The 23466-nt window shown below is 55.6% G+C and carries 26 protein-coding genes; 7 read left to right on the top strand and 19 right to left on the bottom strand.

The features are described from left to right. Positions 1-127: 127 nt before the first annotated feature. Both AAYN39_RS13765 and pdxK read right to left on the bottom strand, forming a co-directional pair. The gene (locus tag AAYN39_RS13765) at positions 128-367 is read right to left on the bottom strand and encodes a hypothetical protein (protein WP_000844540.1); all 240 of its coding nucleotides are present in this window, start codon (positions 365-367) and stop codon (positions 128-130) included. Then, complete coding sequence (pdxK, locus tag AAYN39_RS13760) at positions 364-1230, bottom strand: pyridoxine/pyridoxal/pyridoxamine kinase (RefSeq protein WP_000529613.1); 867 nt, start codon at positions 1228-1230, stop codon at positions 364-366. The genes AAYN39_RS13765 and pdxK overlap by 4 nt, the downstream gene beginning before the upstream one ends. Positions 1231-1312: 82 nt before the next feature. On the opposite strand from pdxK, the gene ptsJ reads away from it, so the two are divergent. Genes ptsJ through AAYN39_RS13745 form a run of 3 tightly spaced genes read left to right on the top strand, consistent with a single transcriptional unit; the run spans position 1313 to position 3775 of the window. Further along, complete coding sequence (ptsJ, locus tag AAYN39_RS13755) at positions 1313-2605, top strand: transcriptional regulator PtsJ (protein ID WP_000565130.1); 1293 nt, start codon at positions 1313-1315, stop codon at positions 2603-2605. A gap of 14 nt (positions 2606-2619) precedes the next feature. Further along, positions 2620-3339, top strand: coding sequence for a GMP synthase (locus AAYN39_RS13750; protein WP_001263738.1), 720 nt, complete (start codon positions 2620-2622; stop codon positions 3337-3339). 58 nt (positions 3340-3397) lie between these two features. After that, a complete protein-coding gene (locus AAYN39_RS13745) occupies positions 3398-3775 on the top strand; it encodes a YfeK family protein (RefSeq protein WP_000710735.1) in 378 nt (125 codons plus the stop codon). A 32-nt stretch (positions 3776-3807) separates the two neighbouring features. Here AAYN39_RS13745 and cysM read toward each other — a convergent pair whose 3' ends face one another. The 10 genes from cysM to AAYN39_RS13695 all read right to left on the bottom strand — a co-directional run bounded on the left by cysM (position 3808) and on the right by AAYN39_RS13695 (position 12326). Then, a complete protein-coding gene (cysM, locus tag AAYN39_RS13740) occupies positions 3808-4719 on the bottom strand; it encodes a cysteine synthase CysM (RefSeq protein WP_001093881.1) in 912 nt (303 codons plus the stop codon). Positions 4720-4839: 120 nt separating this feature from the next. Beyond that, positions 4840-5934, bottom strand: a complete 1095-nt coding sequence (gene cysA, locus AAYN39_RS13735) for a sulfate/thiosulfate ABC transporter ATP-binding protein CysA (RefSeq protein WP_000021072.1) — start codon at positions 5932-5934, stop codon at positions 4840-4842. After that, positions 5924-6799, bottom strand: coding sequence for a sulfate/thiosulfate ABC transporter permease CysW (gene cysW, locus AAYN39_RS13730; RefSeq protein ID WP_000852703.1), 876 nt, complete (start codon positions 6797-6799; stop codon positions 5924-5926). The genes cysA and cysW overlap by 11 nt, the downstream gene beginning before the upstream one ends. Continuing rightward, positions 6799-7632, bottom strand: coding sequence for a sulfate/thiosulfate ABC transporter permease CysT (gene cysT, locus AAYN39_RS13725; RefSeq protein WP_000881746.1), 834 nt, complete (start codon positions 7630-7632; stop codon positions 6799-6801). Before cysT ends, cysW begins: the two co-directional genes overlap by 1 nt. Next, positions 7632-8648 (bottom strand): thiosulfate/sulfate ABC transporter substrate-binding protein CysP, encoded by a 1017-nt coding sequence (cysP, locus tag AAYN39_RS13720; protein ID WP_000290267.1) that lies wholly within the window; start codon positions 8646-8648, stop codon positions 7632-7634. The genes cysT and cysP overlap by 1 nt, the downstream gene beginning before the upstream one ends. A gap of 157 nt (positions 8649-8805) precedes the next feature. Then, on the bottom strand, positions 8806-9597 hold the full coding sequence (gene ucpA, locus AAYN39_RS13715; RefSeq protein WP_000517460.1) for an SDR family oxidoreductase UcpA: 792 nt from the start codon (positions 9595-9597) through the stop codon (positions 8806-8808). A gap of 236 nt (positions 9598-9833) precedes the next feature. After that, a complete protein-coding gene (gene yfeX, locus AAYN39_RS13710) occupies positions 9834-10733 on the bottom strand; it encodes a porphyrinogen peroxidase (protein WP_000084583.1) in 900 nt (299 codons plus the stop codon). A 94-nt stretch (positions 10734-10827) separates the two neighbouring features. Beyond that, a complete protein-coding gene (locus AAYN39_RS13705) occupies positions 10828-11403 on the bottom strand; it encodes an RpoE-regulated lipoprotein (protein ID WP_000838971.1) in 576 nt (191 codons plus the stop codon). A 61-nt stretch (positions 11404-11464) separates the two neighbouring features. Then, entirely contained in the window at positions 11465-11914 is a 450-nt protein-coding gene (locus AAYN39_RS13700) for a DUF2919 domain-containing protein (RefSeq protein WP_000842927.1), read from the bottom strand. Continuing rightward, entirely contained in the window at positions 11901-12326 is a 426-nt protein-coding gene (locus AAYN39_RS13695) for a GNAT family acetyltransferase (protein ID WP_000406008.1), read from the bottom strand. Before AAYN39_RS13695 ends, AAYN39_RS13700 begins: the two co-directional genes overlap by 14 nt. 212 nt (positions 12327-12538) lie before the next feature. Between AAYN39_RS13695 and amiA the strand changes: the two genes are divergently transcribed. The 4 genes from amiA (at position 12539) to AAYN39_RS13675 (ending at position 16066) form a co-directional block, all read left to right on the top strand. Beyond that, complete coding sequence (amiA, locus tag AAYN39_RS13690; RefSeq protein ID WP_000102880.1) at positions 12539-13408, top strand: N-acetylmuramoyl-L-alanine amidase AmiA; 870 nt, start codon at positions 12539-12541, stop codon at positions 13406-13408. 2 nt (positions 13409-13410) lie between these two features. Next, entirely contained in the window at positions 13411-14310 is a 900-nt protein-coding gene (hemF, locus tag AAYN39_RS13685; protein ID WP_000801336.1) for an oxygen-dependent coproporphyrinogen oxidase, read from the top strand. 20 nt (positions 14311-14330) lie between these two features. Then, complete coding sequence (locus AAYN39_RS13680) at positions 14331-14660, top strand: hypothetical protein (protein ID WP_001194343.1); 330 nt, start codon at positions 14331-14333, stop codon at positions 14658-14660. 128 nt (positions 14661-14788) lie between these two features. Further along, entirely contained in the window at positions 14789-16066 is a 1278-nt protein-coding gene (locus AAYN39_RS13675) for a DUF1963 domain-containing protein (protein WP_000344436.1), read from the top strand. A 199-nt stretch (positions 16067-16265) separates the two neighbouring features. Here the strand turns inward: AAYN39_RS13675 and eutR are convergent, their stop codons facing one another. From eutR to eutH, 7 genes are read right to left on the bottom strand one after another with little or no spacing between them, the layout of a single operon-like run. Beyond that, complete coding sequence (gene eutR / locus AAYN39_RS13670; protein WP_000753659.1) at positions 16266-17318, bottom strand: HTH-type transcriptional regulator EutR; 1053 nt, start codon at positions 17316-17318, stop codon at positions 16266-16268. Positions 17319-17365: 47 nt separating this feature from the next. After that, entirely contained in the window at positions 17366-17860 is a 495-nt protein-coding gene (gene eutK, locus AAYN39_RS13665; protein ID WP_000606260.1) for an ethanolamine utilization microcompartment protein EutK, read from the bottom strand. Between the two features lie 12 nt (positions 17861-17872). Then, positions 17873-18532 (bottom strand): ethanolamine utilization microcompartment protein EutL, encoded by a 660-nt coding sequence (gene eutL, locus AAYN39_RS13660; protein WP_001111056.1) that lies wholly within the window; start codon positions 18530-18532, stop codon positions 17873-17875. A 9-nt stretch (positions 18533-18541) separates the two neighbouring features. Beyond that, entirely contained in the window at positions 18542-19438 is an 897-nt protein-coding gene (gene eutC, locus AAYN39_RS13655) for an ethanolamine ammonia-lyase subunit EutC (RefSeq protein ID WP_000372351.1), read from the bottom strand. Positions 19439-19456: 18 nt separating this feature from the next. Next, positions 19457-20818 (bottom strand): ethanolamine ammonia-lyase subunit alpha, encoded by a 1362-nt coding sequence (gene eutB, locus AAYN39_RS13650; protein ID WP_000769994.1) that lies wholly within the window; start codon positions 20816-20818, stop codon positions 19457-19459. Between the two features lie 11 nt (positions 20819-20829). Then, the gene (gene eutA / locus AAYN39_RS13645) at positions 20830-22233 is read right to left on the bottom strand and encodes an ethanolamine ammonia-lyase reactivating factor EutA (RefSeq protein ID WP_001097523.1); all 1404 of its coding nucleotides are present in this window, start codon (positions 22231-22233) and stop codon (positions 20830-20832) included. Beyond that, positions 22230-23456, bottom strand: a complete 1227-nt coding sequence (eutH, locus tag AAYN39_RS13640) for an ethanolamine utilization protein EutH (RefSeq protein ID WP_000512341.1) — start codon at positions 23454-23456, stop codon at positions 22230-22232. Before eutH ends, eutA begins: the two co-directional genes overlap by 4 nt. Between the last annotated feature and the right edge of the window lie 10 nt (positions 23457-23466).

Here is a 23466-nt window from a genome sequence, read left to right as displayed (position 1 = left end):
CGCCTTTGGGCGCCATTTTTTTTGCCTGTACTTGCGCCGCCATCCGGCGATGGTGCGGCGCACTGCCTGATGGCGCTACGCTTATCAGGCCTACAAGGTTGCGAACATTTCAGCGCCAATCCACGGGTTACAACTGCGAGGTCACCGGGCGAAAGCACTTCTCGCGCATCAGGATCTTCATCCCATCCGGGCCACTCTCCAGTATCCTGCGTTCGGAATCGGACACTTGCAACTCGCACTGATAGCCGCCAGTGATGCCAAACATCGCTCGCGCCACGCAGATATCTTCCAGCGCGTCCAGCCCGCTCGTTTCAAAATGCCCCACGATACGCCCCTGCTGGCGAACCACCAGCCGATAACTCTTCATCGCGCCTCCCCTGCCGGCGGCAGAATTAACTCATCACAGCCACACTGCTGTGTCCAGGTCATCACCTCCAGCACGCGCTGCGCCGCATCTTTTGCCGCGGTCGTCAGTTTTTTTCCCTGCACAATACCGCTGACCAGCTCGGCGCAGAAGAGATCTCCCGTCCCTTTTAACTCCGTCGCCACCCGCGGATGGGCAAAGACCTCCACGACCTGCGCGGTAACGACGGCAACCGTTATGGTCTCCAGAGATTCGCCCGGCGCGCTGGTGATAACCACCCATTTCAGCGTATCGGAAAGCAGCGATTGCGCCGCCGCCACCGCCTCTTCCAGCGTGCGACACGGTTTACCACTCAGCATCTCCAGCTCAAATACGTTCGGCGTTAGCCCCTGCGCCTGCGGCAACAAATGTGTGCGATAAGCCTGCGGAATTTCCGCCTGCACATACATTCCACTGTCGGTATCGCCAATGACGGGATCAACAAGAATACACACCTCCGGATGCGAAGCCCGGATCGCCATTAGCCACTTCGAAAGCAAGACAATTTGGTCTGCGCTGCCCATGTAACCGGTGGTAATCGCTTTTAATTCACGTAGCGCATCGCGCTCATTCAACGCCGTAAGGTAGCCTGCAAACCACTCGGCGGGAATAATGCCGCCATAAAACGTTTTATAGTGCGGCGTATTGCTGAACAACACCGTCGGGACCGCCGTCACGCGTAATCCCTGCGCTTTAATGGCCGGAACAGCGATACTGTTGCCTACGCTGCCGTACACAACCTGTGACTGGACGGCGACGATATCGGTCTGTAACGCCCGATGGTTGTCGTCGAAGAGCACTGACTGAATATCACTCTCTTGTCCCATAAAATTTTCCTCTCGCTGGACAGCAGGCTACCGCCTCATTATCATTGTCATATGCTAAAATTCATTTTGTCATAGGTCAATAATGATCGACGGAAAAACCGCTAACGAAATTTTTGACAGTATCCGTCAACACATTATCGCCGGCACGTTACGGGCGAAGGATTCGCTCCCGCCGGTACGGGAGCTGGCAAGCGAATTAAAGGTGAACCGCAATACCGTCGCAGCGGCGTATAAACGGCTGATAACGGCGGGACTGGCGCAAAGTTTAGGCCGCAATGGGACGGTGATTAAAGGCAGTCCGTCTCCCGTAGCGTTGGAAGGCGGCGATCCGCATACGCCTCTGCACGACCTTTCCGGCGGCAATCCCGATCCGCAGCGTCTGCCTGACCTTAGCCGTTATTTTGCCCGTCTCAGCCGCACGCCGCATCTCTACGGCGATGCGCCCGTTTCCCCTGAACTACACGCCTGGGCGGCGCGCTGGCTACGGGATGCCACCCCCGTCGCAGGCGAAATTGATATCACCAGCGGAGCTATCGACGCTATCGAAAGACTGCTTTGCGCGCATCTGCTGCCGGGCGACAGCGTTGCGGTGGAAGATCCCTGTTTTTTAAGCAGTATCAATATGCTGCGCTATGCCGGTTTTAGCGCCAGCCCGGTCAGTGTGGATAGCGAAGGAATGCAGCCTGAAAAGCTGGAGCAGGCGCTAAACCAGGGCGCGCGGGCAGTGATCTTAACGCCGCGCGCACACAACCCTACCGGCTGTAGCCTGAGCGCTCGCCGTGCCGCTGCGCTGCAAAATATACTGGCGCGTTACCCTCAGGTACTGGTCATTATCGACGATCACTTCGCCCTGCTTTCTTCGTCGCCCTGGCAGCCGGTTATTGCGCAGACAACGCAACACTGGGCGGTGATACGCTCCGTTTCCAAAGCCCTCGGCCCCGATTTACGTCTTGCTATTGTCGCCAGCGACAGCTCGACCTCGGCAAAACTTCGGCTGCGGCTAAATGCCGGTAGTCAGTGGGTCAGCCATCTGTTACAGGATCTGGTCTACGCCTGCCTGACCGACCCTGAGTATCAGCACAGGCTGGCGCAAACGCGGCTGTTTTACGCCACCCGGCAACAAAAACTGGCCCGCGCCCTACAGCAATATGGCATCGCCATTTCTCCCGGCGACGGCGTGAATGCCTGGCTCCCGCTGGACACCCATAGCCAGGCTACCGCGTTTACGCTGGCAAAATCCGGCTGGCTGGTACGTGAGGGCGAAGCCTTTGGCGTAAGCGCGCCGTCTCACGGTCTACGTATCACGCTGTCGACATTAAATGACGGCGAGATCAACACGCTGGCGGCTGATATCCATCAGGCGCTAAATCGCTAACAGGAGAAAATAACGTGCGAGTTCATTTTGTTATCCATGAGTCGTTTGAATCCGCTGGCGCTTATCTGAAATGGGCTGAAGATCGCGGTTATACCATTTCATGGTCGCGCGTCTATGCCGGAGAAGCGCTACCGCCCAATGCAGATGAGTTCGATATGCTCGTGGTATTTGGCGGTCCGCAGTCGCCGCGCACCACCCGCGAAGAGTGCCCGTACTTTGATTCTCAGGCCGAGCAACATCTGATTAACCAGGCGATTTCGGCACGAAAAATCGTGGTGGGGATCTGTTTGGGCTCGCAGTTAATTGGCGAAGCGCTGGGCGCCAAGGTGTGCCAAAGTCCGGAAAAAGAGATCGGTCACTACCCAATCGTCCTGACCGAGGCAGGCCAACAGCACCCGCTGTTCAACCATTTCGGCTCCCCGCTTATCGTCGGTCACTGGCATAACGACATGCCGGGGTTAACCGACCAGGCGATAATTCTTGCTACCAGTGAGGGCTGCCCGCGACAAATCGTGCAGTACGGCAATTTTGTCTACGGCTTCCAGTGTCATATGGAATTTACCGTCGAGGCGGTTGAAGGATTAATCCAACATTCGCAGCAGGAGCTGGCCGACGCGCAAGGGAAGCGTTTTATCCGCTCGGTCGCCGAGATGCGCGCATGGAATTATCAGCAGATGAATGAAAAGCTGTGGCGTTTTCTGGATGAACTCACGCTGGCGCACTCACAGAAATAACCACACCAGGAGTGCAACTTATTACCCGGCTAACGGTCTGAGGTGCAGTGATTATTGCATGAAAAAGGATTTTACCATGAAGAAAATTGTCTGCGCCGTCGTCGCGCTCCTGCTGACCCTCCCCGCCTGGGCGAAGCTAAACGCCCATGAAGAAGCGCGCATTAACGCCATGCTTAATGTGCTGGCGCAGAAAAAGGATCTGACCTTCGTTCGTAACGGTGATGCGCATAACTGCGAGGAAGCCGTATCGCACCTGCGCTTAAAACTGGGTAACACGCGCAATCGTATCGACACCGCTGAACAGTTTATCGATAAAGTCGCGTCGTCGTCGTCCATCACCGGAAAACCCTATATCGTTAAAATTCCTGGTAAAAGCGATGAAAACGCGCAGCCTTATTTACATGCACTTATTGCGGAAACGGATAAAACGCTATAACACACGGGTGTCATACGACGATGGCACCTCGTTTAAATCCCTGCCCCCTGGCTGAAATGCTCTTCACCAAACACGCCGGTAGACAAGTAACGGTCGCCGCGATCGCAGATGATCGCCACCACTATCGCGCCGGGCGTGGCTCGTGCGACGCGTAACGCGCCCGCTACCGCGCCGCCGGAGCTGACGCCGCAGAAAATCCCTTCACGAACCGCCAGTTCACGCATGGTGTTTTCGGCATCATTCTGATGAATATCCAGCACCTCATCCACCAGCGAGGCGTTAAATATGCCCGGCATATATTCCGTAGGCCAGCGGCGAATGCCCGGAATACTGCTGCCCTCTTCCGGTTGCAGGCCAACGATGGTGACCGTTTTTTCCTGCTCGCGCAGAAAACGCGACACGCCGGTAATGGTGCCGGTCGTGCCCATGCTGGAGACAAAATGGGTGATGCGACCTGACGTTTGCCGCCAGATTTCCGGGCCGGTGGTCGTGTAGTGGGCGTAGGGATTATCAGGATTATTAAACTGATCGAGCAGTTTACCTTCTCCGCGCTCAGACATAGCGAGCGCTAAATCGCGCGCCCCTTCCATTCCCTGCTCTTTAGTGACCAGAATCAGTTCCGCGCCATAGGCCCGCATTGCCGCCCGACGCTCCTGGCTCATGTTGTCCGGCATCAACAGCTTCATGCGATAACCTTTCAGCGCGGCGATCATCGCCAGCGCAATGCCAGTGTTGCCGCTGGTCGCTTCAATCAGGGCATCGCCCGGTTTAATTTCCCCGCGCTTTTCCGCCTCGACAATCATCGATAGCGCCGCGCGATCTTTCACCGATCCTGCCGGATTATTGCCTTCCAGCTTGACCCAGATTTCACTGCCGTTATCCGGCCCCAGCCGTTGTAATTTGACCAGCGGCGTATTGCCGATGGTTTGTTCTAATGTATTCACGTTTTCAGCTCAATAAAAATGCCGGGTGGCGCTGTGCTTACCCGGCCTACAAAATCACGATATACGCTGTAGGCCCGGTAAGCGAAGCGCCACCGGGCGATAACTATGCAAATTAACCTATCAGGCAGACTCCGCAAGAGCAAGCGCCTCATGGGGCTCAATACGCTGGTCGCCATGATAGAGACGTGCGTTCTGTAAGCCGACAAACAAACGCTCGCCGCGCTGCGGGACGTCGTCACCCGCCATCACCACCGTCAGCGGATCGTGATACCACCCCAGCGGCTGTACCACTAACTGTGTATAGTGACCTTTCGGGCTTGCCTCAATGACCTGTACTGGTAGCGGAGAATCCAGGCTGGTGCGGCGGCTGATATCCACCTCCCACGGACGCAGGAACAGATCGACCGGCCCTTGGTACGCGGGCGTATAACCCAGCGGCCAGCGATGCGCGCCAACGTGAAACTGCCCGCCGCGGACGGTGCCTGTCAGGCGGTTCACCTCGCCCATAAACTCCAGTACGAAGCGGGTTGCCGGTTCACGCCACACCCGATCCGGCGCGTCAGCCTGTTCGATATTGCCCTGACTCATTACCACCACCCGATCCGCCACTTCCGTCGCTTCTTCCTGATCGTGGGTGACAAAGACGCTGGTGAATTTCAGTTCTTCATGTAGCTGGCGCAACCAGCGACGTAACTCTTTACGTACCTGGGCATCCAGCGCGCCAAACGGTTCATCCAGCAGTAGAATTTGCGGTTCTACGGCAAGCGCGCGCGCCAGCGCCACGCGCTGTTTTTGTCCGCCGGAAAGCTGGGCGGGGAAGCGATCCGCGAGGTGCGCCAGTTGCACCATCTCCAGCAATTGCGTCACTTTCGTTTTAATAGCCGCCGCAGTTGGGCGGTCGCGTCGCGGCAGCACCGTCAGGCCAAAAGCGATGTTGTCAAACACCGTCATATGGCGAAACAGCGCATAGTGCTGAAACACAAAACCGACTTTACGCTCACGCGCGTGCAGGCGGCTAACGTCCGTACCGTGGAAACGAATATGGCCGCTGGACTGATGTTCCAGCCCGGCAATAATGCGCAGCAGCGTCGTTTTGCCGGAACCAGACGGCCCCAACAAGGCAACCATCTGGCCGGAAGGAATATCCAGCGAGATATCATTCAGTACCTGAGTGCGACCAAACGATTTCTTAATTCTGGCGATCTCAATGCTCATGATTTTCCTCCTGTTGCGCGCGTTTTTCCTGATTCTCCAGACGCCATTGCAACATGCTCTTCAAAAACAGGGTAATAATCGCCATTAGCGTCAACAATGCGGCGGCGGTAAAGGAGCCGACGGTGTTGTAGTCCTGCTCCAGTAATTCAATCTGTAACGGTAGCGATAACGTTTCGCCGCGAATCGAGCCGGACACCACCGACACCGCGCCAAACTCGCCAATCGCGCGGGCGTTGGTTAATACCACGCCGTAGAGTAGCGCCCAGCGAATATTCGGCAACGTCACGCGGCGAAACATTTGCCAGCCGGATGCGCCCAGTAAAATCGCCGCCTCATCTTCCTGGCTGCCCTGGCTGAGCATCACTGGCACCAGTTCGCGCACCACAAACGGGCAGGTGACAAAAATAGTGACCAGTACCATCCCCGGCCAGGAGAACATCATTTGCAAATTATGCTCATCCAGCCAGCCGCCCAACGGGCCGTTGGAACCATAAAACAACAGATAAACCAGACCGGCCACCACCGGTGAGACGGCAAAGGGAATATCCAGCAGGGTCAGCAGTAGCTGACGTCCGGGGAAGTTAAAGCGCGTCACCAGCCACGCCAGCAGAATACCGAACACCAGATTCATCGGCACTGCGATCAAGGCAATCAACACCGTCAGCCAGATGGCGTGCAGCATGTCCGGATCGGCCAGATTTTGCAGTACCGGCATTAACCCTTTGCTGAACGCCTGCACGAAGATGTAAATCATCGGCACCAGCAGGATAAAGGCCGAAACGAGCATCCCGACGCCAATCAAAAACCATTTTCCCCAGTTAATACGGGGGACGTCGTATCGCTTCAATTGAGTCACTTCCGCCATTAATGACCTACCACACGTCGACCAAAGCGACTTTGCAGAGTGTTAATTGAGAACAGCAGCAGCAGTGATGCCGCAAGGATCACCGAGGCAATGGCGCTGGCAGCTGGGTAATCAAACTCCTGCAAACGCACAAAAATCATCAGCGAGGTCACTTCTGTTTTCCAGGCGATATTTCCGGCGATAAAAATCACCGCGCCAAACTCGCCCAGGCTACGGGTAAAAGAGAGCGCCACGCCGGCAATCAGCGCAGGCGACAGCTCAGGCAGCACGACTTTGCGAAAACTTTGCAGGCGGGTGGCCCCCAGCGTTTGTGCCGCTTCTTCATATTCCGGCCCCAGCTCTTCCAGTACCGGCTGGACGGTGCGCACCACAAATGGAATGCTGGTAAAGGCCATCGCCACCGCAATACCGAGCCAGGTATAGGTCACTTTGATATCAAACTGCGCAAGAAACTGACCGTAGAAACCGTTCACTGAGAACAGCGAGGCCAGCGTTAACCCCGCCACCGCTGTCGGCAGCGCAAATGGCAGATCCATCAGCGCATCCAGTAACGTGCGCCCTGGAAAACGGTAGCGGGTTAAAATCCACGCCATCAGCAGGCCAAACACGCCATTAAAAATCGACGCCACAAATGCCGCCAGCAGCGTCACTTTATAAGCAGCCACCACCTGTGGGTTGGTCACGACATCCCAGTATTGCGACCAGCTCATCTGTGAGAGCTGCATCACCAGCGCGCTCAACGGCAACAGCAGGATCAGGCAGACAAACAGCAAACTGGTGCCGAGGCTTAACGTAAAGCCGGGCAGCACGCGTCGGGAAGAAACGGCAAGCATTACTTACGCCCCGCCGCCAACAGTTTGTCCAGCTCGCCGCCGCTGGCAAAGTGCGTTTTCATCACCTCAGGCCACGTGCCAAACTTGTCTTCCACGCGGAACAGTCCGGTTTGCGGGAATTTATCTGCTTGCTTGCCCATGATTTCCGGGTTATTCACGCGGTAGTAGTAATGGGTAATGATGGTCTGCGCCTGCGGGCTATACAGCCAGTTCAGGTAAGCTTTGGCGGCTTTTTCTGTGCCGTTGGCCTTCACGTATTTATCCACCCAGGCAACCGGGAATTCAGCAAGAATGTTCGTTTTCGGGATCACCACTTCAAATCCCTGGGCTTCATATTGTTTGCGGATGTTGTTCACTTCCGATTCAAAACTAATCAGCACATCGCCCAGACCACGCTCGGCAAAGGTAGTCGTAGCGCCGCGACCGCCGGTATCAAACACTTCGACGTTTTTCAGGAACTGGGTCATAAACTGTTCGGTTTTGGCTTTATCGCCGCCGTCCGCGTTATCCGCCGCGCCCCATGCCGCCAGATACGTGTAACGGGCGTTGCCGGAGGTTTTCGGGTTAGGGAAAATCAGCTTCACGTCGGAACGTACAAGATCGCTCCAGTCGTGAATATTTTTCGGGTTCCCCTTGCGCACTAGGAAGCCCATAGTGGAATAGAATGGCGAACTGTTGTTCGGCAGACGGCTTTGCCAGTCGGCAGGGATCAGTTTGCCTTTATCATGAAGAATCTGTACGTCGGTCACCTGATTGTAGGTCACGACGTCTGCCTTCAGTCCCTGCAAAATCGCCAGCGCCTGTTTTGATGACCCGGCATGAGACTGCTTAATCGTCAGCTTATCGCCGCCGTTATCCTTCGCCCATTGTTGCTCAAACGGCGGGTTAAGGGCGGCAAACAGCTCGCGGGAGACATCGTATGAGCTGTTCAGCAGCTCCGTTGCCTGCGCCTGCCCTGCCAGTAACAGCATTGCTGCCAGCGTCAGGAGTCTCTTTTTCAGTAAGTTAACGGCCATTGCGCACCCTTATAAATTTAATGACTTTCTTATGGTCATCATATTTATAACCAGCGCTAAAGGAGTAACGGTTTTATATACCGTTTGATGATTTGAAAGTTGAAAAGGGAATAAGAGAATCCCTCCCCACGCGGCGTGAGGAGGAGACCGGCATCAATCAGACGCCTACGCTTACGCTTTCAGGCAGGGTACTGCCGCCATCAATGACGTTTTGCGTTCCGGTAAGATAGCTGGACTCATCGGAAGCCAGAAATGCCGCCAGTTCCCCTACTTCCAGCGGATCGGCAAGACGGCGTAGCGGAATGGCTTTTGCCATTTCCGTTAATACCGATTCCGGATCGTCAGGGTTAGACTGACGGGCAATGCTTTCCGCCATCGGCGTTCTTACATAACCGGGGCAAATGGCATTCACACGAATACCGGACTGCGCGTACTCTACCGCCAGCGATTTGGTTAAACCGACAATGGCGGCTTTTGACAGCGCATAGGCCGTTTCACCCGGGTCCGCCACCATATCTCCCGTGACGGAAGACATCATCACAATGCGGCCATCTTTACGTTTGATCATCTCCGGCAGGACGGCTTTGGTGACGTTCCAGACACCTTTAATATTAATATCAATGTGGAAATCGCGATCTTCTTCACTCATATCGAGGAAGTTGCCCAGACGGCACACGCCAGCGTTATTCACCAAAATATCAATTCTACCTTCAGTCTCTTTGGCGCGCGCAACCGCCGCCTGCACCGAAGCAAAATCTCTGACGTCGGCTTTAACGGCAGTACAGCGATGCCCGCGCCCGCCCAGCTCATCCGCCAGCTTTTCAATCTCATCGGAGATATCCAGCAAGATTAAGTTCGCGCCGTGGCGTGCGAATACGCGAGCGATCCCTTCGCCAATGCCCTGCGATGCGCCCGTAATCAATGCTGTCTTGCCCGTGAGTTTACCCATTTTCAATGTCTCCTTTTGAATATGGAGTCTTACACTCCATTAACACTGAAAATACAGTAATAACAAATAAGTGCTGAGGAATAGCTCACTAATTCAGGTAAATATTAGGTAAAAAAATCCCCGCGGAGGCGGGGATGGGCATTTTTATGCTGTTCTGCCTGATGGCGCGGCGCTTGTCAGGCCTACCAATCGTAGGTCGAATAAAGCGTTTGCGCTGCCATCCGACAGGGTTTTACTTATAGCGCTAACAGGCGATCCAGCGACGGCGCAAAATAGTAGCCGCCAGTCACCGGTTTGGTGAAGCGCAGCATTGCGTCGCGTTTACCGTCGGTATCGCCGAACATACTCAGAAGCTGCTGTTCGATATTGTGCAGGCGTGCGCAGTAAGCGCAGAAATAGAGACCATGAGTACCGCTGGCGGTGCCGTATGGCAGGCTCTGACGCACAATCTTCAGCCCTTTGCCATCTTCTTTGAGATCGACGCGGCTCAGGTGAGATGTTGCCGGACGCGCATCGCCGTCAATCTCTTCATTGGCTTCTTTGGTACGCCCGATCATCATCTCCTGATCGTGAATACTCATCCGGTTAAGTTGCTTGAGATTGTGTTCCCAACGCTGCACGAACACATAACTGCCGCCGGCATCCACGCCATCTTTGATCACCGCCACTTCACGACGCGTCTCTTCGCCCGCCGGGTTCTCTGTCCCGTCGACAAAGCCGCTCAGATCGCGTTCTTCCACCCAACGGAAGCCGTGAACTTCTTCTTTCACGTCGATACAGTCGCCGAAGGCTTCCATCGCCGCCTGAGCAACAGAAAAATTCACATCGTGGCGCAGGGAAAGGATATGGATCAGCACGTCATACTGCGTGGCTGGCGCCAGCCCTTTACCATAAGGAATAAAATCTTTCAGTTCTTCCGCCCCGACGCCGCCACTCAGGGCACGCCAGGTATTGTTGCCAAACGCCACAACGGCCCCAAGATGGGCGTCCGGAAATTTGACTTCGAAGGTCGCCAGTTTATCGGCAAATGTTCTGCTGGCCGCGCGCAGGGCGTCCAGGTCGCCTTTTACATTGGCTTCAATCCAAATTGCCGCACGGCAATGTTCCGGCAAAATGCCACTTTGAACCTGAGACATGATTCCTCCTGAAAATGAGAATGCCACGCAGTCGTGGCATTAATGGAGGTTATTTTACCTTGTTTTTAAGCGAAGCGGTTTGTTCAGGCGCAAATTAACGACGCCAGATAATTTTGCGCACGTCCCAGTTTTTTAAGACGTCATCAGGAGGCATTAAGCCTTCCGGTCCGCTCCACTCGCCGGAGAAAACATAGCTAATATGCTGACTTCCCTCGGCTTTACATTCGACGCTGGTATGGCTATCGCTGGAAACCGGCTCGCAGTGACCAAACGCTTTGCTGTAAAGGTCGCTAAACGGCGTACCGATTTTGCCCCCCGCGGCGGTTGGGATATCGCTGTCCAGCACATCAATACGGCTCACGGTTCCCTGCTCGCCGTTGATCACCATCGCGACGCTGTCGCCCTTCATCGCTTCGAAAAAGCGCACCACGTTGCCGTTATCGGTTTTCATACCGCTACGCAGGCGATAATCGCCATCTAATGCCTCTGCAATAGCCGGCTCTTCCAGCGGCGTGGCGGCGGTCAGCGCTCCCACGCCTTGCTCAGTGACTTCTGTCGAGGAACCAAACCAGTTCCATGGATTTGCGGCAGACCAGTTGACCGAGGAGAGCGTCGAGCAGCCGGTCAGCGCCAGCGGCAGTGCGAGTAAAGTCAAACGCAGCGATTTCATCTCACTTCCTTTCTTTTATTAATTAACGTTGGTTGGAGTACGGGTTCGCCAAAAAGTGCCGTTATTCTTTCTCAAGGGAAAAACAGGCACGCAAACGTTGATTGGTTAACAGCCAGATCAGCGCGACGATGTCCGCCAGCAGCAGCGCCAGCCCGACGCCGTTGACCGGGTCGCCACCCAGCCACATCACCGGCAGCCAGCACAACGACACCAGTTGAGCGAGGATCAGGAGTCCGCGCAGCCAGCGCCACACACCAGGAACCGCTTCACGCCGCCCGCTGAGTAAAAACGCCACTACCGCCGGAACGCCGGGCAACAGCCCCAGCCAAAAATTATCATGGTCGGGATAAAAAAAGTTTAACAAAGTATTACCCTGTCCACGGGATGAACCGGCAATGACAAAGAGTACCCAGGCGCGCGCCTGAAGTAGCAGTACGCACCAGAACAGAAACGGCAGGCGTAAACATCCGTGTACATCATAATCGGCTGGATGAAACTCAGTACTCTTCATCTTCAATCAGGCGTTTACCCAAACTTAGGGCGTCAGAATGCTCATACCCCAGACGTTCATACATGCCCAGCACAACGTCGTTATCATCACGCACCATAATTTGGATTTTCGGACACCCGCGGGCGATGAGTTTTTTTTCCAGCCGGTTAAGCAGCGCATTCGCAATGCCGCGCCCGCGGAACTCCGGGTGAACGCCCAGGTAATACGCCGAGCCGCGATGCCCGTCATAACCGCCCATTACCGTACCGACGACTTCGCCGCTAACTTCCGCAACGAGGAACAAGCTGACATCGTGATTCACCTTGCGTTCAATATCCATTTCAGGATCGTTCCATGGACGCAGCAGGTCGCAACGCTCCCAGAGGGTAATCACCTCTTCGAAATCTTCCTGGCGAAAAACGCGTATTTCCATGGTATTCGTTGCCTTTTCGGGTGGAAAAACCAAGATTATGGCGCAAACATCTGATTCAGCCAATATCTGACGCGATGTAGCGGAAAAAATGGCATAATGGCGATGTGTCACGTATTGAAATGAAAAGTAAAACAATTCTCATCACCAACCGTCGTAACGGATTACGCGATACGATATAACATCTTGAACTTAATTTTCACAACTCAGGCCGTATGAGCACTTTTAAACTCCTAAAAACTCTCACATCGCGCCGCCAGGTACTCAAAACAGGTCTGGCGGCCCTGACGCTGTCAGGTATGTCGCACGCAATAGCCAAAGAAGAAACGCTAAAAACCAGTAATGGTCACAGCAAACCCAAAACCAAAAAAACCGGCAGTAAACGGTTGGTGATGCTCGACCCCGGACACGGCGGCATCGATACCGGCGCGATTGGCCGCAACGGTTCTCAGGAAAAACACGTCGTACTGGCAATTGCCAAAAACGTACGCGCTATTTTGCGAAATCACGGAATCGATGCGCGTTTAACCCGGACAGGGGATACCTTTATTCCGCTGTACGATCGGGTGGAAATCGCCCATAAGCACGGCGCGGATCTGTTTATGTCTATTCATGCCGATGGTTTTACCAATCCGAAAGCGGCGGGCGCTTCCGTTTTTGCGCTTTCCAACCGCGGGGCCAGTAGCGCCATGGCGAAGTATCTCTCCGAGCGTGAAAACCGCGCGGACGAAGTGGCGGGTAAAAAAGCCACTGACCGGGATCATCTATTACAACAAGTTTTGTTTGATCTGGTGCAAACCGATACGATTAAAAACAGTCTGACGCTGGGTTCGCATATTCTCAAGAAAATCAAACCCATACATAAATTACACAGCCGCACTACCGAACAAGCGGCTTTCGTGGTGCTAAAATCACCGTCAATTCCGTCGGTACTGGTCGAAACCTCGTTTATTACCAATCCGGAAGAAGAACGCCTGCTGGGCACGACGGCGTTTCGCCAGAAAATCGCTACGGCGATCGCCAACGGCATCATCAGTTATTTTCACTGGTTTGATAATCAGAAAGCACACACGAAGAAACGGTAATCATGAAACCCGATGCACATCACGTAAAACAGTTTCTGCTACGCCTGCAGGATGATATTTGCCAAACGTTATCCGCTGTGGATGGCGCAAACTTTATCGAAGATAGCTGGCGACGCGAAGCGGGCGGCGGCGGACGCAGCCGGGTATTACGCAACGGCGGAATTTTCGAACAGGCGGGCGTTAATTTCTCTCACGTTCACGGCGATGCAATGCCCGCGTCCGCCACCGCACATCGGCCAGAACTGGCCGGGCGTAGTTTTGAAGCGATGGGCGTATCGCTGGTGGTGCATCCGCACAATCCGTATATTCCCACCAGCCATGCTAACGTGCGCTTTTTTATTGCCGAAAAACCGGGCGCCGATCCGGTGTGGTGGTTTGGCGGCGGGTTCGATTTAACGCCCTACTACGGCTTTGAAGAGGATGCCGTTCACTGGCACCGCACCGCCCGCGACCTGTGCCAGCCGTTTGGCGACGATGTGTATCCGCGCTATAAAAAGTGGTGCGATGACTACTTTTTCCTCAAGCATCGTAACGAGCAGCGCGGTATCGGCGGCCTGTTTTTTGACGATTTGAATACGCCGGATTTCGACCACTGTTTTGCTTTTATGCAGGCGGTCGGTAACGGCTACACCGAGGCGTATTTACCGATTGTCGAACGACGCAAAGCGATGGTCTGGGGAGAGCGGGAGCGTAATTTTCAACTTTATCGCCGCGGTCGCTACGTGGAGTTCAATCTGGTATGGGACAGAGGCACCCTGTTTGGTCTGCAAACCGGCGGGCGCACTGAATCTATCCTGATGTCGATGCCGCCGCTGGTGCGCTGGGAGTACGACTGGCAGCCGGAAGCGGGTAGCCCGGAAGCGGCGCTGAGCGAGTTTATTCAGGTACGCGACTGGATTTAACTTATTTATAAAGTAAAACAATGCAAACAAATACACGGAAAGTAGTAACCAGTGACGCCAAATGGCATCCCCATCTGGGTATAAGTTTTATTGGCTGCCTGCTTGCCATTACGCTAGAAATATATTTTGAAGAAAGAATATTCATCCCTCATAGCGGAGGGGTGAGCTTCGGTCTGATCGTGCTTCTGGTTATCAATATGGTGACCATCCCTGTGGTCATGGCCCTGATAGCATTACTCTGCTTTATTATTCATATTCCGCGTAAAAGCGTTAACTGCATCTTGCTATGCCTACTGGCATGTATTTTGACGATAGCCGGTTTGTTTATCGCCTATCCGGTTGGCCGTTGAATAAAAGCAGGCTCGTAGAAATAAACGAGTTCATTGTAGATAAAGAATTCGGATAACCGCCCGCTGCCGTTATCATTAGTAAAACAGTACAGTAAACACTCGTAGAATTTGCAGTGGAGCACTACCGCATGGACGAGCGTATTCCTTGTAAAAACCCGCAATGCTCACATTTCATCCTGCCAGCAACGGCTGCCCGCACGGAGGGCTATTGCATGCCCTGCGTCCAGGCGCGCTATCGGCAAGAGCAGGAAGAATATATCCGGAAAAACAGAAAAACGATCGACGCGTTCAGTGGCATTACCAACCCTGTTGAAATGCTTAAACTCGTTCATGAACCCCGGGAACACGATCCGTTAATCGAGTGGATTCCCTGCCCCATTCCGACCGATGAGCTTTACAAAAAGCTCTCCGATGATGAAAGCCGCGACATGGTCGATTATGCAGAAGAATTATTTGATTCCGGATGGCAGGAGGAAGCTCAGGAAATTGCGCTGTGCCTGGCGGCATTTACCCAGGCCAATCTGGATAATTTCCTGCGCCAAGTAATAAATGAAGAGGAACTGGAGCTCTCTTCACCCCTACCTTTTCACCGTGCGCCGCCTGACGTACGCGACGCGCTTTTGCAGAAGGTTGAAACCGATGACGAAAACCGTGATGGCATTCTTTGCGCCCTGGCCTGGATTGGCGATGAGGTTGTCGTTGAGCATTTTAACCGCTGGCGCCAGGAACCACCTGCGTGGAGTGCTTCACTTCATATCCTCCCTCATCGCTATGCTCACCAGGCGGGATGGGAGCTCACTGAAAATGGCCGCAGGCGCGATCTTTACTTTACGCAATGTACCCATCTGGTAAAACAGGCACCTGAACAGCCGGCCGTTTTTCGCGCCGTTGCAGAATATGGTGAAAACTGCCCACACTGTTCCCTGCCGCTAATCAATCTGTTTGAGGTTGCGCCGAGCGCCGTCGGCCTAAGCACGCAGGGTTGGCCCGGTCAAATTCGTATTCTGACCTGTCAGTGTTGTACGGCATATAACACCGTTTTCGCCACCGTCGATCCACAAGGCCAGCCGCGATGGTACGAAAAAAATGCGCTCTCGACGCTGGCGGTGGAGAATTCCTCTGACTGGATAACGCTACCGCTTGATGTTCTGCACCCCGGGGAATCCCGTTTGCCGCTATTCGCTGCTGAAATATTTTTACCCACCACCTTCTCACAGCTCGGCGGCCATCCCGCATGGGTTCAGGATACAGACTATCCCACGTGCCCAACGTGCGCGCAAACGATGATGTTTCTTGCGCAGCTAAGCTATGAAGATATCGAGGAAGAGGAATATGCGGAAGGAATGCTTTACGGGTTTATCTGCCCCTCCTGCCAAACAACGGCAACGTCTTATCAGCAAACATAAACGCTCATCCTCATGATCTGATGACAAAACTGTTTTGCACGTTGTGCGCGCGCTTCCCCGGAGGCGGCGCTGGCGCGCCTTGTCCGGGCTACCAACCACAAACAGCAGCGAATCCGTAGGCCCGGTAAGGCGCCAGCCGCCACCGGGCAATTCCCGACACGCGCACGTTATCAGCAACCGGAGAGCCTACCCATCAATATCAAGCCCATTGCCGCATCCGTTGATGCAGCGTCAACGACGGTTTTTCGGCAAATAATTGCTGATAATCGGTGGCAAACTGCCCCAGATGCCAGAATCCCCACTGCATCGCGGCATCTCTGACCGTGGTGCTCTGCGACCACGGGCTAATCAACTCCCGGCGCACTGCATTGAGGCGAATACGTTTCAGCCACGCATTGGGGCCAATGCCCAAAATGGCGTGAAACGCATTTTGCAGCGTGCGACGGCTTACGTGTAGCTGGTTACATAAGTCGAGCACCGTCAGCGGCTCCGACATATTTTCCAGCACATATTCCCGCGCCCGCGACAGTAGCCTACGATATCCCTGATGGCTGATGCTTTCGGCGCTATGAATCGGCTTCGCCTCTTCCAGCATCGTGCCCATCGCCAGCAACAAATTATCACTCAAGACCTTACGCACCGCAGGTTGATGCAGGGTTTCAGGACTCTCGCTAAAGGTGGCCAGCGCCTGCTGCACAAAGCCCCACAGCGCCGCTTTATGCTGTTCTTTTACCTCCAGCGCTAACTGGTTACGCAGCATATGCAGCACCCTTTCCGGGTTATGCAAAAACGTGGCCTGACGGGAAATAACATCTTCCGAGATAACGACGCCCAGAATGGTGTAATCATCCGGCGTGCTCAGTTCAAACTCGGTGCCTCCCGGTCGGGTGGCAATCTCGGCGCTGCCGAGCCCCTGCGCGCCAATAAATCCCTGTTCGCCGCGCGTCGCCGGAATACCAAACCAGAAAGAGTTTGGCCAAACCAGACACGACTGACGCAGCGCCAGGCCGGTGTATTCACGGAACACCTGAATCTCATCAAGCAGGATTTCCGTGAACTCGCCATGAAATTTACCCAGGTGTAACTGATCGTAGATCTGCTGCCAGGCGGTGATAGTCAGAGCATGTTCATAGACATCCGTCGTCCGTCGCTGATGAACATTGTCCACCTCGACTCTGGGCGTAAGTTTAACGTCTTCGGGTAACGCTTCATGATAAAGATGGTGCAAATTCGCTGTACGGGTCTTTTTCATGATCTTCTATGCCGGACGCCCGCCAGGACGCCCGGCCCTCCGACAGATTAATTTTTGATGCGATAGCGACTACTGCGTTTACGCAACGCTCCGTCAGAAAAGAGTTGTTCCAGCACGTTTCTGGCCTGCTCCAGCGGCCAGCCAAAATGCGCGGCCACCTCTCCCGCCGTCATTCCCTGGCGTACTGATGCCAGCAGCGCCAGTAACGCTTCAGCGAACTCAGGCGTTGCGGGTACCTGGGGCGCTTTCTCAGTCGGCGTTGTCGCACGCGCAAACCCGCCAATCAGCCACTGGGTGTCCTCTTCCGGACGACCAATTTCTTTGCGACTAATCACACGGCCTGTGTGCTGCGCGGCGGCGCTTCCGGCATCTAGCGCCGCACGACACGCCGCCAGATCGCCCTCCACCACCAGCGTGAGCCTGCCAGGGTCGAGCACTTGGTGACTGAGCAAACGCACGTTGGCCGCTTTCAGCATGGCATCCGCCGCATCGACGGCGGCGACCATTCCGTCCACTTCCAGTAATCCCAGGGCATTGATCATTGGCAGCCTCCGTTACGCACGCTGGACAGGGTTACGGGCGATATCCAGCACGGCGTCGGTAAAGGCGTTGCAGGCGGCTTTACACGCGGCCTGGCTTCCCGTTAAAAACGCGGCCGAATAGTTGGTTTCCGACGGCGGCGGCACGTAAGTCACCAGTTGAACGTCAGCGGATTTCATCGCCGCGTCAATGCCGAATGTCGCTTCCAGCGGCGGCGCCACCAGGTAGGCCATTGGATCGCCCAGCGCGATACCTGCGGTAGACGAGAGGTACGAGCCGGTACGCGAAACCACATGCGCCAGGAACGCGGTATTTTCCGCATCGTTCGCCCACTGGAACGCCGCGCCGTTTTCAATACTGGCGACCATCGCATCCAGACCGGCGCGCACTTCCGCCGGGTTCGGTCCGCCCAGCATAATCAACACTTCACCGGCGGTAGGCGACGGCCCGTGAGCCGCCCCGGCATAGAGGGAGCGGCCATAGACTACTTCCACCATCGCCTGTTTGGTCGCTTCGTCAGCGGCAATATAGGTCACATCATCAGAATCTGCCGTGATGAGTCCGAGACTACGTATATGTGGCGGTAATTTAAGTTCCCGCGCAAAGCCGTCATTCACGGAGGCAATCACGCGCATGGCAGTCACTGAAGGTCGAATCAAATCTAATGCAGGCATGATGTCTCCTTAACGGGTCATGTTGATGCCGGACGCTTTCTGCTCCAGCATCCGTTTGGCCAAATCCACAATCACGGCGGCAGCTTCTACTGGCGGCGTCCCCCCCTGATGAATGTTTGAAATACAGGTTCTGTCGGCCTCGACGGTGGTCGCCACGCGCGGGGAATAGACGGCGTAGCAGGAGAGGCTTTCCGACTGCCCCAGCCCCGGACGTTCGCCCACCAGCAGGATGACGACCTTCGCGCCGAGAATTTCGCCAATCTGATCTTCAATCTTCACGCGGCCATAGCGCACAAAGAACGGCGTGCCGACGTTCAGCCCGGCCTGCTTCAGACCGGCAAGCAGCGGCGGCAGGATCTCTTCATAGTTGGCGGTGATCGCATCCGTAGAGAGGCCATCGGAGACCACTACCTGCACATCCGGGTTCATCACGCACTGCGACTTCAGCGCGTCAATGGCTTCCGGGCTCAGGCGACGCCCCATATCCGGGCGCGTCAGGTACAGGTTTTTGTCGCTGATCTCCGAACGTACTTCCAGCAGCCCTTGCGCTTTGCCCCACTCTTCCGGCACTTCTTTGAGCACGGTGTCTTTCGAACGGGAGTGATCCGCCAGGAAGCGCAACAGCGCCTGGGTGCGCGGACGCGGCCCGGCACGACCCGTACAGACGCGTGCCGCAGTACTGCGACGCAGTTCGGTCAGCACGTCCGCACGATGCGGATTCTCGACGCCAATCCAGGCTTTTGCCTCTGCGGAACCTAAATCCAGCGCGCAGCTTTCGGTCACCGTCGGCGCGGCGCACTGCGGCTTTGCGCCTTCCTGCGTTGACGGCGCGACGGGCTGCGGTACGTCCTGTCCCATTGACGCCATCACGCTACGTACAATTTCTTCAATCTGTTTTTGATCCATGGTGTTATCCCCGCGTCATCAGAAGAACAGTGACGGATCGCCCGCCCGTTTGGTCAGACGACCGTTTGCCATAATGCCCATCGTTTCCAGCCAGCGTTCAAACTCCGGCGACGGCCGTAAATTCAGCAACTGACGGACGGTGGCGGTATCGTGGAAAGCGGTAGTCTGGTAGTTGAGCATGATGTCGTCGCCGAGCGGCATCCCCATGATGTAGTTACAGCCGGCAGTGGCGAGCAGAATCATCAGGTTTTCGTTAAGGTTCTGGTCGGCGTCGGCATGGTTGGTATAGCAGCAGTCGCAGCCCATCGAGATGCCGCTCAGCTTGCCCATAAAGTGATCTTCGAGACCGGCGCGGATAATCTGCCTGTCGTTGTAGAGATACTCCGGCCCGATAAAGCCCACCACGGTGTTCACCAGGAACGGATCGTAGTAGCGAGCCAGCCCGTAGTTACGCGCTTCCATCGTCACCTGGTCGGCACCAAAGTTCGCACCAGCCGACAGCGCCGAGCCCTGTCCGGTTTCAAAGTACAGGCAGTTTTCCCCGGCGATGCGGTTGAACTCCGCCCCCACTGCCCGCGCTTCGTCGAGCATTGCCAGCTCGACACCGAACTCTTTTAAGCCCTTCTCGCTGCCGCAAATGCTCTGGAAAATCAGTCCGCCTGGCGCGCCGCGACGAATCGCTTCAATCTGGGTGGTGACGTGCGCCAGCACGCAGCCCTGGGTCGGAATATTGAATTTATCGATAACGCCGTAAACGGTGTCGAGCACGCGGGTCAGGTTCTCCACGTCATCGGTCACCGGGTTAACGCCGATCACCGCATCGCCTGCGCCGAAAGAAAGCCCTTCGTAGATTTGCGCGGCGATACTCTGCACATCGTCACGGGTATCGTTCGGCTGCAAACGGCAGCTAAAGGTGCCCGGAATACCGATGGTGGTATTGGCTTTTTTGATCACCGGCATTTTCTTACCGCCGTAGATCAGGTCGGCGTTGGAGCAGATTTTCGCCACTGCCGCCACCACTTCGGAGGTCAGGCCTTTGCGGGTAAACGCGATGTCGTCCACGGAGGTTTCATCGCTCAGTACGTATTCGCGCAGTTCGCTGATGCTCCAGTTTTTAATCCGATTATAGGCCGTTTCGTTGACGTCATCCTGAATCAGGCGCGTCACGCAGTCCTCTTCATAGGCAATCACCGGATTGTTGCGGATATCCGCCACCGTCATTTCCGACAGTACCTGTTTTGCCGCTACGCGCTCCTGCGAACTTGCCGCGGCAACCCCGGCCAGCACATCCCCCGAACGCAGTTCGTTGGCTTTAGCCAGTACCTCTTTTACATCCTTAAACTGATAAACATTGCCGAACAATGTGGTCTTTAGTTTCATAAGTCGTTCCCTCAGGAAGGAAATGCGAGTGATTTCACCGTCACCGGCACAACCGATCCGCCAAAAAGAGGCGTACCAATGTCGATATAGTCTCCCGCCCGCACGACCACCTCATCGATGACCGCCAGCGGAAGTTGCGGTAACTGTGGGCGCAATAACATGCCCAGCGCTTTACCAAAATCCTGCTCGGCCACCACCAGCAGGGGATGTGGATTGGGATAACGCGCGACAAAAGCCGTCAGCGCGTTGATGACCGTGAGTAATGCGGCGTAACGCACCGGAAGCGTGGAGGGAAGCGCCAGCACGTAAGCGTCGGTTTGCGGGTCGAGATCAAGCTGGAGAAGCGCCTGCCGCCAGGCGTTCACCAAATCGGCGTCATCCTGCGGGATCGCCACCGGCAGGTTGCGCAGCGGCAGTTGGACGTCTTCCAGCCAGATAGTACTGCCGGAAAGCGAGAGCGTATGGGCCCCCGCGCCAATCACCGTGGCGCGTACGGTTTGCGCCGGAAACTGCACGTTCATCTCGCGCAGACGCGGGTGCTCATGCAGCGCGGTCGCCAGCAGCGGCCCGATATCAGAAAAGCAGAACGGATCGGCAGGTTGGTTGCGGTAGCATTCACCTACTCCACCGGAAAGGGTGATCACCTCCGGCGTAATATCGGCGGGCAGCAGCCCGGTTTGCATCAGCGATTGCGCCAGCGGCGAGAGCGCGCCAGTGATAACCTCGACGATGAGATCCGCCATCCGCCGCGCCACCTGCCCCAACTGTGCGGCAGCTAAGGCGCGAGCATCAGTACCCGAACCGAACACCTCATCGATAATCATCTGCCCCGGCTGATGGGCATAAACCACGCGCCCCTGAGCGTCGGTTTCCAGCAGGCGACCACCGACGTTAAGGCAGGCGGTGCCGCTGACTTTTCCCGCGTCAAACAGCGCGTAGTTAGACGTGCCGCCGCCGATATCAATATTCAGCACCCGGCACATCCGCTGCTCAGACAGGCTTTGCGCCCCGGCGCCGTAACCGGCAATGACCGATTCCAGATGCGGCCCGGCGCTGGCGACCACAAAGTCGCCCAGCGACTGCGAGAGCGCCATGACCGCCGGACGGGCGTTGCGGGTTTTGGCGCTTTCGCCGGTGATAATGATAGCCCCTGAGTCCACCGATTCAGGCGCGATGCCTGCGGCCTGATACTGAGCCAGAATCAGCGCTTTAAGTTCTGCCTCTTTCAGACCGCCCTGCTTATCCACGGGCGTAAAGAAGACCGGGCTTTGCCAGCTAATGTCGCGTTTGATGAATTCGTAGCGCGGCACCTGCGACACCGCCGCACGGTTAACCAACTCCAGGCGCGAGAAGATCACCTGCGTGGTGGTGGTGCCGATATCGATACCGACGCTCAGTAGCTGGCGAGTGTTCACGATTGCGCCTCCGCTTCGGTTTTCACCTGGGCGGCGTCATCTTTCGGCACCAGCATCATCGCCACGCCAATCGCCGTCACGCCGCCGATCAGCTTGCCGACAATCATCGGGAAGATCATGGCGTTCATGTTGGCAGCGGCGAAGCCTAAATGGTCGACCAGCGCGAACGCCGCAGAGACGGCAAATGCGCAGTTAATCACTTTGCCGCGGGTATCCATCTGCTTCATCATGCCGAACATGGGGATATTGTTCGCCAGGGTCGCTACCATGCCTGCCGCCGCAATATTATTTACGTTCAGCAGCTTACCGACATTCATCAACGGTTTTTCAAACCAGCGGGTCAGTAACAGCACCATCGGATACGCGCCGAGCAGCACGCAGGAGATAGAGCCGATCACTTCAATGGCGCGCATCACTTCGCCGGGTTTGTCGCCTGGCGCCATAAAGATCGGGTCGAGCCCCGGAATCAACTCCCAGCCCAACAGGAATTTAACCACCGCAGCCGCCAGACCGATGGTGATCAGCGCCACCAGAAATTTGGCGAAAATCTGGAAACCGTTGATCATTTTTTCCGGGATGAACTTCAGCCCCAGCGCTACCAGCACCGCGACGATCAATACCGGGATCATGTTCATCAGGATCAGCGCGAAGGTAAACTCCACTGGCTGACCATTGATCTGCACACCTGAGTACATGGCGATCAACCCCCCCGCAATGCAGCCAATGGGAATGGTGACGATACCCGCCAGTACGCCAAGCGCCAGGTAGCGGCGGTCAGACGGTTCGATAATGCCGAGCGCCACCGGAATGGAGAACACAATGGTCGGCCCCATCATCGACCCAAGTATTAACCCTGAGTATAGCCACGCCGCGACATCACCGCCGGCCAGCTCTTTGGCGAGGAAGAATCCGCCCATATCACAAGCCAGTAGCGTACCCGCGAACATGGATGGGTTCGCGCCCAGCATTTCGTATACCGGGATAATAACCGGCCCCAGTACATGCGCCAGCACCGGCGCCAGCGCGGTCATACCAACCATCGCCAGTCCCAACGCGCCCATCGCCATAAAGCCCTCTTCAAACTGGCCGCCAGACTCCTCGATACTCTTGCCAAATTTACCGAGGAAGCGCGCCGACCCGCCGAACTGCGACAGGATCCTGTCCACGGCGGCAATCAGCATAAAGAACATCATGATGTACATGATGATTTCGTTAATTCCCATAGCCCCTACT

The organism is Salmonella sp. K21076 (assembly GCF_039650795.1).
GTDB classification, from domain to species: domain Bacteria; phylum Pseudomonadota; class Gammaproteobacteria; order Enterobacterales; family Enterobacteriaceae; genus Salmonella; species Salmonella enterica.
The sequence above is the reverse complement of the archived record's forward strand: the minus strand, read 5'-3'. Positions and strand labels throughout refer to the sequence as shown.

Excerpts from the sequence above, each read along its gene's own strand:
- ptsJ (WP_000565130.1), top strand. The coding sequence starts at position 1,313 with ATGATCGACGGAAAAACCGCTAACGAAATTTTTGACAGTATCCGTCAA.
- ucpA (WP_000517460.1), bottom strand. The coding sequence starts at position 9,597 with ATGGGTAAACTCACGGGCAAGACAGCATTGATTACGGGCGCATCGCAG.
- pdxK (WP_000529613.1), bottom strand. The coding sequence starts at position 1,230 with ATGGGACAAGAGAGTGATATTCAGTCAGTGCTCTTCGACGACAACCAT.
- eutC (WP_000372351.1), bottom strand. The coding sequence starts at position 19,438 with ATGGATCAAAAACAGATTGAAGAAATTGTACGTAGCGTGATGGCGTCA.
- eutB (WP_000769994.1), bottom strand. The coding sequence starts at position 20,818 with ATGAAACTAAAGACCACATTGTTCGGCAATGTTTATCAGTTTAAGGAT.
- cysW (WP_000852703.1), bottom strand. The coding sequence starts at position 6,799 with ATGGCGGAAGTGACTCAATTGAAGCGATACGACGTCCCCCGTATTAAC.
- yfeX (WP_000084583.1), bottom strand. The coding sequence starts at position 10,733 with ATGTCTCAGGTTCAAAGTGGCATTTTGCCGGAACATTGCCGTGCGGCA.
- cysA (WP_000021072.1), bottom strand. The coding sequence starts at position 5,934 with ATGAGCATTGAGATCGCCAGAATTAAGAAATCGTTTGGTCGCACTCAG.
- AAYN39_RS13675 (WP_000344436.1), top strand. The coding sequence starts at position 14,789 with ATGGACGAGCGTATTCCTTGTAAAAACCCGCAATGCTCACATTTCATC.
- eutK (WP_000606260.1), bottom strand. The coding sequence starts at position 17,860 with ATGATCAATGCCCTGGGATTACTGGAAGTGGACGGAATGGTCGCCGCC.
- amiA (WP_000102880.1), top strand. The coding sequence starts at position 12,539 with ATGAGCACTTTTAAACTCCTAAAAACTCTCACATCGCGCCGCCAGGTA.
- AAYN39_RS13705 (WP_000838971.1), bottom strand. The coding sequence starts at position 11,403 with ATGAAATCGCTGCGTTTGACTTTACTCGCACTGCCGCTGGCGCTGACC.
- hemF (WP_000801336.1), top strand. The coding sequence starts at position 13,411 with ATGAAACCCGATGCACATCACGTAAAACAGTTTCTGCTACGCCTGCAG.
- AAYN39_RS13745 (WP_000710735.1), top strand. The coding sequence starts at position 3,398 with ATGAAAAAGGATTTTACCATGAAGAAAATTGTCTGCGCCGTCGTCGCG.
- eutR (WP_000753659.1), bottom strand. The coding sequence starts at position 17,318 with ATGAAAAAGACCCGTACAGCGAATTTGCACCATCTTTATCATGAAGCG.
- AAYN39_RS13700 (WP_000842927.1), bottom strand. The coding sequence starts at position 11,914 with ATGAAGAGTACTGAGTTTCATCCAGCCGATTATGATGTACACGGATGT.
- AAYN39_RS13695 (WP_000406008.1), bottom strand. The coding sequence starts at position 12,326 with ATGGAAATACGCGTTTTTCGCCAGGAAGATTTCGAAGAGGTGATTACC.
- AAYN39_RS13680 (WP_001194343.1), top strand. The coding sequence starts at position 14,331 with ATGCAAACAAATACACGGAAAGTAGTAACCAGTGACGCCAAATGGCAT.
- AAYN39_RS13765 (WP_000844540.1), bottom strand. The coding sequence starts at position 367 with ATGAAGAGTTATCGGCTGGTGGTTCGCCAGCAGGGGCGTATCGTGGGG.
- eutH (WP_000512341.1), bottom strand. The coding sequence starts at position 23,456 with ATGGGAATTAACGAAATCATCATGTACATCATGATGTTCTTTATGCTG.
- eutL (WP_001111056.1), bottom strand. The coding sequence starts at position 18,532 with ATGCCTGCATTAGATTTGATTCGACCTTCAGTGACTGCCATGCGCGTG.
- cysP (WP_000290267.1), bottom strand. The coding sequence starts at position 8,648 with ATGGCCGTTAACTTACTGAAAAAGAGACTCCTGACGCTGGCAGCAATG.
- cysT (WP_000881746.1), bottom strand. The coding sequence starts at position 7,632 with ATGCTTGCCGTTTCTTCCCGACGCGTGCTGCCCGGCTTTACGTTAAGC.